The sequence below is a fragment of the Bacillota bacterium genome (assembly GCA_030019365.1).
Classification (GTDB): Bacteria; Bacillota; Sulfobacillia; order JACIYH01; family JACIYH01; genus JACIYH01.
On sequence record JASEFA010000006.1, the window covers coordinates 21,178 to 35,393 of the forward strand.

The window sequence follows — 14,216 nt, forward strand, 5'->3', positions numbered from 1 at the left end:
GAGGCGGGCAGCCCTCGCCCCCTGCGCCACGTGGCACGCCACGGGGGTTAGTTAAAGGTGCTTGAAGGGGGGAAGGCATCGTGAGAATCGCAGCTCTTATTCTCGGTATCCTCGGGGGCCTAGCTGGAATAGGAGGGGCCGTCTTTGTCCTCTTTTTTGGAGGGGCAGGTGCTGTCTTGGCGGCAGAGGGGGCTTTTACCGTTGTGAAGCTTGGCGTGGCAGCGGTGCCGTTGTCGATACTTGGGCTTATAGGCGGAGCGCTTGCCCTGGCAAAACCGAAAGTAGCGGGCGTCCTGATGCTGATTAGCGCCTTTGGCGGCCTGATTGCGATTTCCATGGGGTACGCAGTGGCATTCATCCTGCTCCTCGTGGGAGCAGTATTTGCTTTTGTCGGCCGGCGAGAGGCAGCAAAGCAGAGCTAAGACGCTTAAGGCGAACGTTCGCCTCCGAATCAATAGGAGAGGGCCACCATGAGAGATTTCCTGCTCGGCGTCGGCTGTCTCTGCTCCCTCATTGGCATCGCGAGCGTGATTAAGCCACTGCAATTGCTCCGCATTCGCACGCGCCGCATGGGAGCCCTCGTCTTGCTCACAGGCATGGTGCTTAACATAGTAGGCGTCTCGACTTCTGTGGGCGGGTTCCTGGTCGGCGTTGGTAGTCTGTGCTTCCTAGTTGGCATGGTGAGTCTAATCAAGCCACTGGAATTTGTCGGCATTCGGACGCGCCGCATGGCAGCCCTCGTCTTGCTCGCAGACATCGTAATTGTCATGGTAGGCGGAGGGATTCTTGGCGGAAAGCCTGCTCCGTCCACGCCGCCATCACAAACACTCACCGCTACACCAGGTGAAGCCGGTTCTTCAGCTTCGACAGCCCAAGCTGCTGTGTCTACGGTGCCCCCGTCGATCACCGCCACCTCGCTACCTGCTGGCGGGGTGGGCGGCCTCTACAAAGCCTCGCTGTCGGTGACGGGCGGTACTCCCCCCTACAACTGGTCGCTGGCCCGCGGTAGGCTACCACCGGGGCTGATCCTGAGCGGGGACGGCACGATCAGCGGCGCGCCCACGGCGGCCGGAACCTACAACTTCACGGTGCAGGTGCAGGATAGCCACCACCCGGCGCAGACGGCACAGCAGCCGCTGTCCATCGCCATCGACGAAGTGTGCCCGGCGAAGACGCCGGTTTTGGTAGGCAAGTGGGTTGTAGCGGCCGGCATCGACCCCGGGGTACAGCTCAAAGACAGACTTGGTAATGAATTCCTCAGCATCAAAGCGGACGAAGGATATACCTTCGCGCTGGTCCCGGTAGCGGTAACAAACGCATCGAATCAGACGGAAAGTCTCACGCTGGTCATCTGGGAGCTATCAGACAGTGCTGGGAGAGTCTATAAAATTGAGACATTGGCCGATATGTATCTCCCCGAAAAAGCACGGCTGGACGCGACAGGGGTTCCTCCCGAAGCAACGAGAACAGGGTACTTGGTGTTTCAGGTCAAGAAGGGTGCCGAGGGCCTAGTTCTCTCCATGGAAAGTATGTTGAGGGAGGTCAAGTGGAAGATTAAGTAAGCAGGCAGGTACTTCGCTCAGCAACAGTCCTGTGGGCAGGGCCAGCCGAATCCCTTAGAGACCCTAGCCCAGGGATTACAGCTAAACTCCCGAAGCCAGTTCCTCGACCTTGGGGCCCCGGCTGACCGGGTAGTTCTTGATGGCATCCGGGTCGGGGTAGTATTTCTTGGCTACTTCCATGTCTTCCTTCACACTAGGGCGGCGCTGGTCGCGGTGCTCCGGTGCATTACCCTTTCTGGAACACAAATAACCCGTCAGCACGCGGTCCAAGAGGCCTTAGACCCCCCATGTCCGGCCATCCGCTGTAACCCCCGAACACGACTTCGGACTGGCGGAGATCTCGGCGGCATCCCACCACAGCGCGCCCAGCCAGAGTTGACCGTCCGCCAGATGCCCCGACGCGGTTATGCCCACCGCATACGGACCTTCCCCATCGCCAGCAGCACTTCGCGATGTCGCTTCCCCTCCGTTGCCTGCCGCGCTGGCCGGACCTAGCCTGTGAAGTCCTCTATTACAGACTTTCTCGCATAACCCAGAGACACGTCCATAGAGAAACTCCATAGACTGTTCCTTGGAGTGGGCGCGTTTACACGCCGCTGACAGGGCTGTAAACGGCCAGTTTACGTCGCGGCTCCTCCCATAAGCTAGCTGTGGACTCCCAGTTTGCTCCAGGCTGGGGCATGTTTACCGGTCGGGCGGGAGTGTTTACGCCCTCGCCATGCCTTGCACCCCGGTGTTTACCGCTGTAAACTGCGCGCGAGGTGAACCCAATGGCTGAATCCGTCACCGTCAGCGCCCGCCTCCCGGCCGACTGCAAGCGACGACTGGATGCCATGTTGAACGGTCGCTCCCTTGGAGCCTGGCTGCAAAACGTGGTGGACGGGCTGGAGCGGGTGGGCAACCTCGAGGCCCGGGCGCGGGAGCTGGAAAGGGCGATTGCCGAGCGGGAGGCGGGGCTGAAAGCGCTCGAAGAGAAAGTCCGCCAGCGTCAGGCCGCGCTGGAAGAACTCCAGGCCCTGCGGAGGGCCGGGGTAAGTCCTGAGCAGGTGTCCAAGTGGTCGGCGATACTGTCCCGGGCCGGCACTGAACCTAGCGAACTCGAGTCCGACATCGAGCGGTACGGCTCCCTTCTTGCCGGCTGCCGGGAACTGGAGGCCAGGGAGAAGAAGCTGGAGGCCTCCGTCGGGGCGTTGGAGGGGAAGCGGGGTGAACTCGAAGGGGCGGCAGCCGCCCTCAGGGATGCGGCGGTTTCGGCCATCGCCGGGCTGAAGGAGCAGGCCGTGGCCGAGGTGGAAGCGGCGGGGGCCGAGATGGGGGAGAAGATCAAGGCGTACGGGGAGGCTTGCCGCCTGTCGGAGCTATTGCGGCGCGACCTTTTCTTGGCGGGGGCCCTATACGCGATGGGAACACCCGAATTGGCCGCGGAGGTGCTGCCCCCAACCGTGCTGCTCGTCCTGGACAGGGTGAAGAGGTGGTCGGAAGCGACAGGAGCCAACCCCAGGGCCAGGCCGCCGGAGGCGATCACGGGCGGCAACTGGTCGCACGCGGCGTGGCAACTGACCTTGCGGGAGCTTGTCCTGTGGGCGGCGGTGACGTTGGTGCCGCTATGTCAGGAGGGCACAAGCGCCTCGCCATGACAGCCGCAGGGGCAAAGAGCACCGATGGAACGGGCAACGCCTGCTGAGGGGCGCGGGGCAGAGGCTTATTCTCTCGCCTTCTTCGCCGCGGCGGCAGCTTGGGACACAGCCCGCCAGGCTCCGATAGTTGCTACCACCAGCACCACCCCAGCGGCGGTCAGAAACAAAGCACCGAGCACGGTCATGCCCACTCGCCTCCCTCTCGATAACAGCGGGAAAACGGGGCCACCGTGGCGCCTCCTTTCACTCACAGCGGCAGCCTCAACTGATCGCCAGCTGTACTGGGCTGGCACCGCCGGGGTCCCGCCCTGATCTGGGCCAGCGCTGCAAGAATCGTCTCCTGACCCGCCTTGACCAGGCGGACTTCGGACAGGACCAAGGTCAGCAGGGACAGGACCTCCTTGAGGTCTGGCCCGGTGGCTGTCCACGTGTTTTCCCCAGGCAGGAGGCCCCCCCGGCCGGGGCGGGGAGGTTCCCGCATCAGCCTTTCCAGTTCCCGTGCCGAAAGGCGCTCCGCCACCGGTGCCGCGAGGCAATCTTGCTTGGCCAATTCCTTAAACACCTCCCCGCATATCTCCCCCCTGCCCCCGGCGGAAGCAAAGGCCCACAACCGTCCGCCACGTCAGCGTTGCCCCCTCGCTAGTAGCCTGCGTATTTCCTCACGCGCAGCCAGCGTGTCCGGACTCCAAAGCTTCCGCCGCGCATCCCCACAATGGCCGCAGCGGTACACTGCGAGGATGCTGCCCCGCTCCATCACCCAGGAGACGAGGTATGTCCCTTGCCCGCACCGGCGGCACAGTTCACGTGTGGGCAACCTACTCGACGGCGCGTGATCCCTCACGTCGATTGCCTCCCTTTGATAGGCATACATCCGCCATCCCCCCTCACGCTCGGGCAAGCCTAGATGCCTCCTCTTCGCCCATCCACCGGTCCACCAGTTCAGGTACCGCCGGGGGGTGGCAGACGCCGCAGACTAGCACGGCGTACCTGCTCAACCACCACCTCGACCCACCACACACATAGCAACTGCCATCGCCCTGGAGGCTCAACGCCAGGGTAACTCCATCCGCCCGGTTCAGCGAAGCTCCGCCCCCGTGGTCGGCGGGCGGGGCCGACAGAATGTGCTCCGGCGGCACCGTGGGGGCAGCGGAGGGTTGGGCCACCTCCTGCCCCGTGGCACGCGCCCCGGAGAGGAGCCGCAGCAGTTCGGCCTTCTGTCGGCGGATGGCCTCCCGGAGCTCGTCGCTCATGGCTCCCTTGGGGCAGGAGTAGCGGATGTCGCTCCCCACGGGGCCCAGTTCGATGCCACGTCGGGCGCACTCGGCCAGGAGCTCCTCGAGGGTCACAGGACCCCCTCCTCCCGCTCCCGCGTTTTTTGGTTCACGGCATCAGTGTTATACGCCCCTGAAACCGGGACAATCGGGACATTCGGGACGGATCCTTGAGCCTCAACACTTTCAGGCTCCGTTTTCTGTCCCGATTTTGCCGGAGCCGCCGAAAATCGGGACGGAAAATCGGGACACTCAGCTCCGGCCCCGGGCCACGCTGTCCCGATTTCGGTGTCCCGATTTTCGCGTTGTCCGCAAGAATCGGGACGCCTTTCAGGTTCCGAAAAGCCTTGTCGCTGTTGGTTTTCCGGCATGCCTGTCCCGGTTGTCCCGACTGTCCCGATTGTGTCGGATAAGAGAGTGTCGGCGTGGAGAGAAATTACGTGCCGCCTCTTGCCCACCACCGTGGCCTTGTACGTGTTTCGGTCCCTGTCCGTGGCAACCAGCAATTGCCTTTCGGCCATGCGCTTCCACAACACCCGCTGGGTAACGGGAATGCTTGTTCCTTGCGCCCTCGCCAGTTGTTGCGCCACAGCATAGGCCGCGTCTGGTTCGAGATACAGGTTCACGCCCTCCAGCCACCCGACACACCTGCCCTGCGGCTGCCATCCGGTATGGCCATTCTCCCCTGCCCCGATGCACTTCTTCCGCCAGCCCCACCGCTCGGCATTCTCAGGCTCGGCCCCATCCTTCGCATCCGCTACGTGGGCTTCGCCCGAAGCGATGGTCGCAGCAAGAAGGCGTAGGAACATACCAACCGGCTCCTCCGCCTCCTGGTGGCGGGCCTGGGCCGCCGCTCCCTCGCTCAGGGCCACCCACGTGCGCTCCCAGAGTCCTGCCCGTTCCTCCTCGCCAATGGCACCCACTTCCTGGGCGAAACGCAGGAAGGTTTCCATGCCCACACCCAGCGCGGCCTGGTTGTCGGGGACCCTGGCGTGTTCGCCCAGCGCTTTCTGCCGGAGCTCCACGCGGCGCCGCGGCAGCGTTTCCTTGAGCGCGTGGATCTGAGGCGCAAGCCACCTGATATAAGCGGCCATCGCCCTAGCGAAGACCCCCGGGGCGGCCAGCGTCTGCGCTTCGGTGAGCCGACCAGCGTCCACATCGGTGGGCGAAACCTCCACGATCCAGGTTCGGGGGCGCAGCGAATGCCCCCGGGGAAGATCCTCGCCGGATGAAATGATGATGCCCCGGGGGTAGTAGACCGGGCGCGCCGTAGCGTCTGGTCGTAATCTGGCCCTCCCGGCCCGGTTCGCCGCGCCCCGCAGCAGGCGGTCGGCGTCCCGGTGCAGGATTGCGAGATCGGCTTGTGTGCCCCTCGGGGCGAAGTCGTCAATGACGAGCACTGCATCTTTTGCCAGGAAGGCCGTCCGCTCAAGGGCATTCGCAGTGCTGCGCCAGTCTGCGGGCAGGTATCGCCCGGTCCAGACCGGGCCCCAGTGTGCTTGGGCCAGAGCGGTCAGTTCGGTCTTGAAGACGCCCGTCTGCCCAGCAAGGAAAGCTGATATGTCTAGGTTTACGCATTCACCCAGCGGAGCGAGATAAACGGTAGCCAGCAAGGGCACCATGACCCTGTCGGGGGCTAGGCCCTCTATAAGAGAGAGAGACGCCCTGACCGATTGGCGAAGTTCCTCCTCTTGTGGAGGCTCGGGCAGAACATAGTCGCGCAGTCGGTCCTCTGGTTCGGTTTGTATTCCTGCCACTGCCCCCTGTGCTCCAATTGCTCCAGCCCCGTGCAAGTAGATCCATGCCCCCTCGATCTTACGCCACCCGAGGTGGGTGAAGACGGTCCTCTCGGGTACCTCGCTCGACAGGTGCTGGATCGCCACGCGGAGATGATCCTTCGTGGCTTGACCAGCATAGACCAGCGCCCTGGTTCCCCATTTTTCCGTCACCCAGCCCATGCCAGAGTACCGCTCCGCGGGCACCTCGACGCAGGGGAGGGGGGCATTGGTGCTGAGTGCACCCTGGATGGCGAAGACCCGGGTTTGCTCTGCGCCGTCATCGCGTAGGATTTCTGCCACGATGCGGGCATTGAAGTTCGCCAGCGGGATCACCTCGGGGCCGTACGGGGTCTGCTTGGTATAGCAAATCTGCCCACCGAGGACGGAGTACGGCAGCCCATCGCGTACTGGCGGCCCTGCCTGCTCCCTGGCATCCCTGGCGGCCTCGGCCACCACCCGGTGCAGATCGCGCAGGTGCACCCCGGCCTTCTTCAGCGCCGCCCGCACGCGCGCCCAGTCTGCGGGGTCCTTCTCGCGCAGTTCAGCCAGGGCCTCCAACGCCTCGGGGGCGAACGGTGCTCCAGGATCGGTGCGGACGGCCTCCAGCACGTGAGCCACCTTCTCACGAGCGGTAGCCAGGGCGGCTGCCTGCGTGTCTGAGTAATCTTCGGCCGGCGGATACCGGGAAATGCTCCGGGCGATAGCCCGCACTTCGTCCTCCGGGAGAGGAGGCCGGCACCGCCGGGCGTTGACGGCCAGCAGGGCCGCTTCGATCTCCTCGGCGGTCATCCCACGCCGGCGCATAGAACCAGCAAGACTAGTCAGGGTAGCGTTCCGCTGCCCCTCCGGGATGGGTTCGCCATCTCGGTCCTGCGCCGCATGGCGCGAGCCAGCAGGGCTTCGAGTTACCAAGCCAGCAAGAACGGCATCTGCTAGGAACGGGTCAAAGTCACTGGGATTGTACCGCCTGTCTAGGTGCACTTCCAGTACGCGCACGGGCACCGGCTGCTGGGGTAGTTTGTAATTCATCGTTCCAGGCACGCGCAGCACCCGTGCCAAGTCCGATGTCGTGTCCAAGTTCCATCCGCGCTCCCTGGCTTTCGCCTGGATCGTCGCCTGGAAGCACCGCAGGAGTTCCTGCGCGGCCCGTCGCTCCTGGTCGCTTTCCAACAGCGAGAGTTCGCGCAGGAGCCAATAAAGATGGAGGCCCCAGCCGGAACCCACCAAGAGCGATGGCAGCAGGGGGAACTCGCTCACTAGAGCCAAGGCTTCCTTCAGGCTGGGAGGTAGCGCCGCGCTGGCGTGCGCTGGGCCAGCCACGTCTACGTCAATCCACAAGGCAGGGATGGCGCACACGTCAGCGGCCTCCCCGCGCCGCTTTTCTCCAAGGTTCTGGGCCCGCAGTCCGACCCCGAAGTACACGTCTAGTCCCGCGTTGGAGAGCCACATGGCCTGGCTCGCTGCCAAGTCAAGCTTGCCGCCGGGAAAGTACCGGGTTTTGCGGTCGTGTGGAGTCCAGAGCGTGAGCCAGCCGGTGGCGTCGTTGCCGTAGAGCGCGCGGAAGAAGCTCGCGGCGATTTCGCGTTGTGGTCTCGCGCCTTTTCGAGTAAAATCAATGTCGGGAGGTGCAGGGTCCATACGTACCATTCACTCCCAGGGGCCGCAGGCGGGGCGGCCCCAAATCACTTGGCCAGCGGGCCTCGCGTCAGGCCCGGGGCACAGTTGCGACCGATTGCGGGTCTACGTGTTGGGCAATCCAGAATGCGCAAGAAGCTCAGGACGATTGCTTCGCTCTCCCACGGGTCCGGCGATCGGTAAATGCGGACGACCCGCAACGGCTGCGTGGGTGGGTGCCTACCCAATGCACGCCCGGTCACTGCACTCTCCCCCCGCGGCCACCGCTCTGGACGGGGCGGATACGACGGTCGGGGGCCAGGCGTTCTACTTCGTCCAGCTCGACGAACAGTCGCCCCGTGATGCTGTCTCGGTGTCCGGTGAGGATGCCCCGGCCGACCCAGCCGTACACGGTGGGCGGAGTGACCCCCAGCAGTCGGCTAGCTTCGTAAATACTGATAAGTCGCCCCATTCCGTTTCACCCCTTCACCGCACCGGGCACCGGGATTTCTCGGAGTTCAAGTCTTGAACTGAGTTCTCTGGTGTCCACGAGAGTGCCCCCGTGCTGCTAGCGCTAGCAGTGTTGTAAAATAAGAAACGGCGACATAATAGATCCCCATTTTTGTCGCCGCAGCGGGGTGACACCATGGACGAAGGGCGCATACACACCCCCCTGTGGACCCAGGCGGTTGAAGGGCTTCGGAAGAGGTTCAACATGCCCATCGGCCCGGAGCACGCGATCGAGGTGTGGCTAGGAGAGAACTGGCCCGCGTTCAGAGAAGCTGCCCTGAAAGAGTACGAGGAACTTGCCTTGGCCGAACGTCTCCCCCTGAGGTACTTGAACTACTTCTTGTCCTGTGTCTTGTCGCACCATCACGGCGGGACGTTCCCGCACAGCCTGCCTCCCGAGCGCTTCCGGTTTAACACCTCACCGCCGAGCATGGCCGCCGTGCAGGGAAGTTTTTATTCGGCTGACGGGTACTACCGGGTGGAGTACATTCCCCGGCGGGGCCCGGCCCCAGAAGAATTCGCCTGGGAGCCGGTCGCGGCACCGCGGGGGTTCGGCGTGGCGTGGCCCAACACGCTCTATGTTGAAGTGGACAATACCGCTCTAGACATGGCCAGTGCCGAGGTTGAGCAGCGGCTCGGCGAGAAACTAACGTGGCGTCTGCGCCCCGGTTACGCGTACAGGCTCCACGACCAGTGGTGGGATGCCCCGCTGCTGTACGGGCCCGCTGTGGCGGGCCGAACGGTTCGGGAAGTTCTGGGCCTGCCGCCCGACGTCCCCGTGGTGGAGGGAGTGGCACCCATCCCCGAGGTGGTTCTTGGCGACGACATCTCGGTGCTGGACATCCAGGGTGGTGCCCCGATGGATCAGTGGAGGCAGCCGAGGGTGGAGAAGGACCCGACCATCGACAAACAGGACAATGAACTCGCCGAGAGGTGCGAGAAAGTTATCCGGTTCCTGGCGGGCAACCCGGCCCTGTCGGGCTTCCTGGTGGGTGGAAGACCGCGCAGCGTCCTTCGTCCTCCGGGAGCTGCATATGAGGAGTACGTTCGGAACGAATACCGGCGGGAGCTGGCCAAGTTCCGCAATCAACCCCCGAAGGATAAACTGGTCAAGATCAGGAAGCGGGTGCTCAAGCGGGCGGAGCGGCTTTTTCCGCCGGAGGACCGCACCCCCCTCCCCACCGACTGGTTCAAGGCTGTGGAGGACGACAAGCCGTGGAAAGGCCGATCAGGCGGCAAAAAGGGTGGCGCTGGGTGACTGTTGACGCTCGGGCAAGCGGTCAACCCTTCTGGAACACCGCGAGGTCCCGGTGCAGGACCAGCCTCACGCCCGTCTCCCTCGCCCGCGCCACATCGTGGGCCTCATACTGCCACTTCGAGTACGGTATGATGTACCGCCTCTCGAACTCCAGGTGGCGCACCGCCCGCCGGTACAGCTCGAAGGCGTGGTCGTATTCTTTCCCATCCACGAGGCTGGGCGAGATCAGGAGAGCTACCCTCGCCCCGTTGGCCAGCACATCCACCGCCCCGGCGATGACCTTCTCCATCTCTTCGTAGAACCCGTCGAGGGGGAGGTTGACCAGGTTGGTCGGCTCGGGGCCGTAGTCGCCCTTCCTCTGGCTCCAGTAAGGCGGGTCCAAAATTACCAGGTCCATCCTGTAGCCCTTGGGGAAGCGAGGGTAGCCCTGGGCAATGTCGTGCTGCAATATCTTGTCCTTCGCGTAGGGAGCGATGTCCGAGCACCAGCACCGGCGGAACATTGCCCGGCACACGTCCCAGGTGGTGCCCGACCCGGCGAAGGGGTCGTAGACGTTGCCGAACACCGGCACGTAGCTCCAGAGCAGGTTTTCCACGATCTGCCCCGCCATCCGGCCTGGGTAGTCAGAACCGTACTTGGGGTCGCAGCCGTCGAAGTACCACACTGAGTAGTCCTGCCAGCTAGGTGGCGGCGTGGCGGGATCGAGGAGATGCTCACCCAAGATCTCGTGTACCAGCCTCTGTTTGGCCTCCTCGAGTTCCATGCCCGGCCGGCTGGTCGCGGTCCTCACGATTTCGGAAAGCCTGCCAATGTCGTGAGCATAGCGGTCCACGATCTCCTCCACCGTCGACCTGGGCAAGGACAGGGCCTCCCCAATGGCCGCAGGGGTCTGCCCCCGGAGGTAAAGGTCCAGCACCTGGAGGTCCCGGCGGAACTCGGCGAGTTGCCTCTCCTGCCGGGTCCATTCCCTCACCGTCCGAGGGCTTACGGAAAGGAGGTCTGCCAGCTCCTCGACGGAGTACTCGCCGAACAGCCGCCTGGCCAGCCGTTCCTTGTCCTTGCCCGAGAGTTGCGTCCCGTGGGTGGCGTTGAGGCGGATGGCCTCCAGCAGGACGTCCCGGCGGGTGGGAAGGTCCGTGCGGATGACGGCCCTGACGGAGGCCTTGCCCTCCAGCTGGTGGGCCGCCAAGCGGTGGTTACCGTCGACCAGCAGGTACTTGCCTGAACGGGTACGTACAACGTGGATCGGTGGCAGGCGGTCCAGGGCCAGGCGCTGTTGAGCGATGGCGGTGTCGTCCCGGCGCTTGCGGGGGTACACCTCGGGGTCGACCTCGATGTCGAGGATGGGGATTTCGCAGGCTTGCATGGTTCGCACCTCTCGGTTCCAAGTTTAGCACAGCCTGGGCTTGAAGGGAGGCAGCGGTTGGGGGGCACCGGGTGCGTATTTGGGCGCGTATTTGTGTTGACAAAATCCCGGCGGGGCTCTAGGTTTAACTGAGGTGTTTTCCGTGCCCGGTGCCAGCCAGATGTTGGAATGCTACGCTGACACATTGCCCCCGTCCTGCCGCCGTTCCTACGTCCACACCGCCCGCCGGTTCCTCCAGTTCGCCGGTGGCGACCTCGGACGGGACAGGCTCCTAGCCTACATCCGCCACCTGGAAAAGCAGCGTTACTCCCCCAATACGATTCGCCGGTTTGAACTCGTGGCCATCCGAGGTCTTTACCGGGCCTGCGGCATCCCCTGGCCCTTGAAGAGGTGGGAACTTCCCGCCGTGTCGGAGCGGGACATCTACGCCCCTGCGCTGCACCCCGACCTCATATCCCGCATGGTTTCCGCCGCCACTTCTGGCAAGGTAACGCCCACGGATGCCGCCCTGGTAGCCATGTCCACCACCTACGGCCTGCGGAGGGTGGAGATGGCCTCGGTAACCCCAACTGACCTGGACACCGATCGAGGGGTCCTTTACGTCCGCACCGCCAAGCGGGGGCGTGAGAGGGCGCACCTGGTTCCCGACGCCGTGCTCCCCTACCTGGAAAGGGGCCTGAGCCACCCCCCGACCCCCCGTGAGGTCTCCGAGGCGTACTACCGCGTCGAGGAGGCGGCCGGCCTTCCCCGGATGCCCGAGGTTGGATGGCACGCCATCCGCCGGGCCCTCACCCGCGGCCTGGTGGAGGCCAACCTGCCCGAGGCGGTGATCCGCAACTTCCTGAGGTGGAAGCGGTCCGAGTCGGACATGTTGTTGCGCTATCACGCCGCCACGGTCGTCGGCGAAGATGGCGGCTACCTGGACCCCGGCAGGCAGGACCGGCAGGTGGACCAGGCGGTTTTCGAGCGCCACCCGTTCCTGCCGTTGTGGGGTGATTAGGATGCCGAGGCGGAAGCGTAACGACGTAACGAACCAGACCCCTGTTCCCGTTGCTACCACAACGGCGGAGGTGACGACCGGGGCCGCCCCTCCCCGCCACGCCGTGCGCGTGAGGATGACCTGCCCGGTGTGCGGCATGATGCCCGAGATAGAACGGCTATTCGCTTCACCCTACGCGGCCGAAGTGCGCGTCCAGAAGTTCGGCGGCTCCCTCCCCGCCACCAACGAGAGGCCCATGGTCGGCTTCATGCAATACGACTTCGGTAGTCCGGAGCAGTTGCTGGACGCCTTGCACCTATTCCTGATCTTGTCTGAAGAAGCGCGGCGGGCCGTGCTGGAACTGCTGCCGGACGCCTACCGTGACGCTGGGTTGGCCGTTCCCCCCGAGGTCGAGGCAGGCGACTTGGGCCAGATTATGGTATCGCTGCCGCCCAGAGACGTTTTGCTGGAAAGGTTGCTCACGGAGGACACCGTTTTCCGCTTGAAACGGGCAGGCTGAGCGACCTGGCCGAGACGGAAAGGAGCTGACGATCATGTCCCCGAAGGCCCGTGTCATCTCCGAGGCTGACCCCGAGGCCGCCTCCCGGCTGGCGGCCTGGGCGAAGGAGGTCACCGCCGGGGAGTTCGACGAGGCGGCCAAGACCTTCCGGGTGACCGAGGGCAAAGAGGACTTGTTCCGCACCGCCGCCAAGCTGGCCGGGGTGGAACTGGGATGGCAGAAGTCTTCCAATCCCGGTGCCCTGGAAGGCCCCACCGGTACCCGGCAGCCGTCCGAGAAGAATCCTGGAGCGGAATACGCCGCTGCCCCCAGCAATGCGCAGGAGGAAGAGGGGCCGGGAAAGCCCGGGCTGCCTGCCGCCGCCATCCTCGTGGGAGTGGGCCTGGCCAGCCTGCTGGCGTGGGCAGCTTCCCGCCCGTCCGCATAGCCGCCCGCCCATTCCGGGACCGTCCAGGATGGCCCCAGGACCGCCGGAAACCGTGGTGGGTGACCCATGGTATCGTCCCGCCCGTTTCCCCCCGTCCTGGGCCATCTACGCGGCACCCCCGTGCCCGATGCAGCTTGCCGCGAACCGCGGCATCCGATGCATCGGAAAAATGTCTTGACAGAATCCACCCATCCGCTGTACCTTGGCTAGGCTCAAAACCGACGGCCACGGACGGCCAAAAATGGCGGATGGGGGTGGTTCGGGTGGCGGTCGATTTCCGGGATCTTCTGGACCAGGCCGCGGCCAAGGGCGGAGTTGAGTGGGCAGGCGTGGAGGCCGAGAAGCGGCAGGCGGAGGCCAGGGTACGGGAGTTGGAGGAAGAGTTGGTGAGTCTGAAGCGGCGCTTGGCCGAACTGGAGAGCGCACTCCAGCGGCCGGTGAGGGAGGCCATCAAGGCGGCGGAAGTGCTGGGCATCCCGGTGCCTGCCGAGTACTTGGCCTCGGTGCGCAGGCCGGGGGCAAGCGGCAACTCGGGCAACGGCAGGCCTGCTGGCGCCTACCTGTGGGAAGCCAACGGGAAGCCAGGGTTCCAGTGCGAGGTTTCCCGGGCCATGTGGCGCCTTTCCAAGGGTTCCGGTGGCACGGCGGGAGCCAAAGGCGAGGGAGTCCTTTCGGCGGCGGAATTCTGGGGCATCGTGAAGGCGCAGACTGGCAAGTTCAACCTGGAGGCAGGGGAGTCGGTGGAAGTCACCCTCCCTAACGGCCAGAAGGTGAAGGTCACCAGGGTTTCCCCGGTAACTGAGGGCTAACGACTAACGTCCAAAAAGACGGCAGGCCCCTGCGCCCTCCGGGGTGCGGGGGCCTTGCCGTGTTTGCGAGAGGTTGCTCACAATCCTGAGAGGAGGTTCCGGCATGAGGCTCTCACTGTATTCGGCGCGCAAGGCGAACGGCGAGGTCAAACTCTCGCTGGCCGGCGTGTACTCCGGAGAACTCGTCGAGGTGGTCATGTCCCCGGCCGAAGCGGCGGGGCTGTCGGCGTGCCTTAAGCAGGCCGTGGCGGACCTTGAGGGCGAGGCCGAGGGATTGGGCTACGGGTACTTCGTCCGCGCGCGGGGGTTTTCCGCTCCGACCGTGGCCGACCTTACGTGCCAACTGAACTCCTACCTGGCCTCCCGCGGCGCCCAGTGGGTTAGGGAGGTCAGGTTCCTAGTGCAGGCGGGCGAATACGCTGCCTTCGTGGTGGAGGAGGTGGAGGCGGAGGGGGACTAGGCCCCGAGTGCCAGGGTGCGCTAAG

Annotated in this window: 14 protein-coding genes; 9 read left to right on the top strand and 5 right to left on the bottom strand. The window is 64.5% G+C overall.

All coding sequences use genetic code 11. The annotated features are described in order from the left end of the window. Window positions 1-80: 80 nt before the first annotated feature. The 3 genes from QME70_09585 to QME70_09595 all read left to right on the top strand — a co-directional run bounded on the left by QME70_09585 (window position 81) and on the right by QME70_09595 (window position 3,199). Window positions 81-422 carry a hypothetical protein gene (locus QME70_09585; GenBank protein MDI6894838.1) on the top strand — a complete coding sequence of 114 codons (342 nt, stop codon included), beginning with the start codon at window positions 81-83 and terminating at the stop codon, window positions 420-422. Between the two features lie 48 nt (window positions 423-470). Next, complete coding sequence (locus QME70_09590) at window positions 471-1,562, top strand: putative Ig domain-containing protein (protein ID MDI6894839.1); 1,092 nt, start codon at window positions 471-473, stop codon at window positions 1,560-1,562. Between the two features lie 770 nt (window positions 1,563-2,332). After that, window positions 2,333-3,199, top strand: a complete 867-nt coding sequence (locus QME70_09595) for a hypothetical protein (GenBank protein MDI6894840.1) — start codon at window positions 2,333-2,335, stop codon at window positions 3,197-3,199. 247 nt (window positions 3,200-3,446) lie between these two features. Here the strand turns inward: QME70_09595 and QME70_09600 are convergent, their stop codons facing one another. From QME70_09600 to QME70_09615, 4 genes are all read right to left on the bottom strand, one after another. Continuing rightward, window positions 3,447-3,749, bottom strand: a complete 303-nt coding sequence (locus tag QME70_09600; protein MDI6894841.1) for a hypothetical protein — start codon at window positions 3,747-3,749, stop codon at window positions 3,447-3,449. A 334-nt stretch (window positions 3,750-4,083) separates the two neighbouring features. Further along, window positions 4,084-4,545, bottom strand: a complete 462-nt coding sequence (locus tag QME70_09605; protein MDI6894842.1) for a hypothetical protein — start codon at window positions 4,543-4,545, stop codon at window positions 4,084-4,086. Next, a complete protein-coding gene (locus tag QME70_09610) occupies window positions 4,542-7,886 on the bottom strand; it encodes a primase C-terminal domain-containing protein (protein ID MDI6894843.1) in 3,345 nt (1,114 codons plus the stop codon). Before QME70_09610 ends, QME70_09605 begins: the two co-directional genes overlap by 4 nt. A 235-nt stretch (window positions 7,887-8,121) precedes the next feature. Continuing rightward, a complete protein-coding gene (locus QME70_09615; GenBank protein ID MDI6894844.1) occupies window positions 8,122-8,334 on the bottom strand; it encodes a hypothetical protein in 213 nt (70 codons plus the stop codon). A 174-nt stretch (window positions 8,335-8,508) separates the two neighbouring features. Here QME70_09615 and QME70_09620 point away from each other — a divergent pair, with 174 nt between their 5' ends. Further along, the gene (locus QME70_09620) at window positions 8,509-9,630 is read left to right on the top strand and encodes a hypothetical protein (protein MDI6894845.1); all 1,122 of its coding nucleotides are present in this window, start codon (window positions 8,509-8,511) and stop codon (window positions 9,628-9,630) included. 22 nt (window positions 9,631-9,652) lie between these two features. Here QME70_09620 and QME70_09625 read toward each other — a convergent pair whose 3' ends face one another. After that, entirely contained in the window at window positions 9,653-10,996 is a 1,344-nt protein-coding gene (locus QME70_09625; GenBank protein MDI6894846.1) for a ParB N-terminal domain-containing protein, read from the bottom strand. A 142-nt stretch (window positions 10,997-11,138) separates the two neighbouring features. On the opposite strand from QME70_09625, the gene QME70_09630 reads away from it, so the two are divergent. From QME70_09630 to QME70_09650, 5 genes are all read left to right on the top strand, one after another. After that, complete coding sequence (locus QME70_09630) at window positions 11,139-11,996, top strand: phage integrase N-terminal SAM-like domain-containing protein (GenBank protein MDI6894847.1); 858 nt, start codon at window positions 11,139-11,141, stop codon at window positions 11,994-11,996. Between the two features lies 1 nt (window position 11,997). After that, entirely contained in the window at window positions 11,998-12,495 is a 498-nt protein-coding gene (locus QME70_09635; protein ID MDI6894848.1) for a hypothetical protein, read from the top strand. Between the two features lie 34 nt (window positions 12,496-12,529). Then, a complete protein-coding gene (locus QME70_09640; protein ID MDI6894849.1) occupies window positions 12,530-12,922 on the top strand; it encodes a hypothetical protein in 393 nt (130 codons plus the stop codon). 263 nt (window positions 12,923-13,185) lie between these two features. Then, the gene (locus QME70_09645; GenBank protein ID MDI6894850.1) at window positions 13,186-13,731 is read left to right on the top strand and encodes a hypothetical protein; all 546 of its coding nucleotides are present in this window, start codon (window positions 13,186-13,188) and stop codon (window positions 13,729-13,731) included. A 103-nt stretch (window positions 13,732-13,834) separates the two neighbouring features. Further along, window positions 13,835-14,191 carry a hypothetical protein gene (locus QME70_09650; protein MDI6894851.1) on the top strand — a complete coding sequence of 119 codons (357 nt, stop codon included), beginning with the start codon at window positions 13,835-13,837 and terminating at the stop codon, window positions 14,189-14,191. Window positions 14,192-14,216: the final 25 nt, after the last annotated feature.

What these genes read in the sequence shown, in the direction of transcription:
- QME70_09590 (MDI6894839.1), top strand. Translation starts at nt 471, where the DNA reads ATGAGAGATTTCCTGCTCGGCGTCGGCTGTCTCTGCTCCCTCATTGGC.
- QME70_09595 (MDI6894840.1), top strand. Translation starts at nt 2,333, where the DNA reads ATGGCTGAATCCGTCACCGTCAGCGCCCGCCTCCCGGCCGACTGCAAG.
- QME70_09610 (MDI6894843.1), bottom strand. Translation starts at nt 7,886, where the DNA reads ATGGACCCTGCACCTCCCGACATTGATTTTACTCGAAAAGGCGCGAGA.
- QME70_09615 (MDI6894844.1), bottom strand. Translation starts at nt 8,334, where the DNA reads ATGGGGCGACTTATCAGTATTTACGAAGCTAGCCGACTGCTGGGGGTC.
- QME70_09620 (MDI6894845.1), top strand. Translation starts at nt 8,509, where the DNA reads ATGGACGAAGGGCGCATACACACCCCCCTGTGGACCCAGGCGGTTGAA.
- QME70_09625 (MDI6894846.1), bottom strand. Translation starts at nt 10,996, where the DNA reads ATGCAAGCCTGCGAAATCCCCATCCTCGACATCGAGGTCGACCCCGAG.
- QME70_09635 (MDI6894848.1), top strand. Translation starts at nt 11,998, where the DNA reads ATGCCGAGGCGGAAGCGTAACGACGTAACGAACCAGACCCCTGTTCCC.
- QME70_09640 (MDI6894849.1), top strand. Translation starts at nt 12,530, where the DNA reads ATGTCCCCGAAGGCCCGTGTCATCTCCGAGGCTGACCCCGAGGCCGCC.
- QME70_09650 (MDI6894851.1), top strand. Translation starts at nt 13,835, where the DNA reads ATGAGGCTCTCACTGTATTCGGCGCGCAAGGCGAACGGCGAGGTCAAA.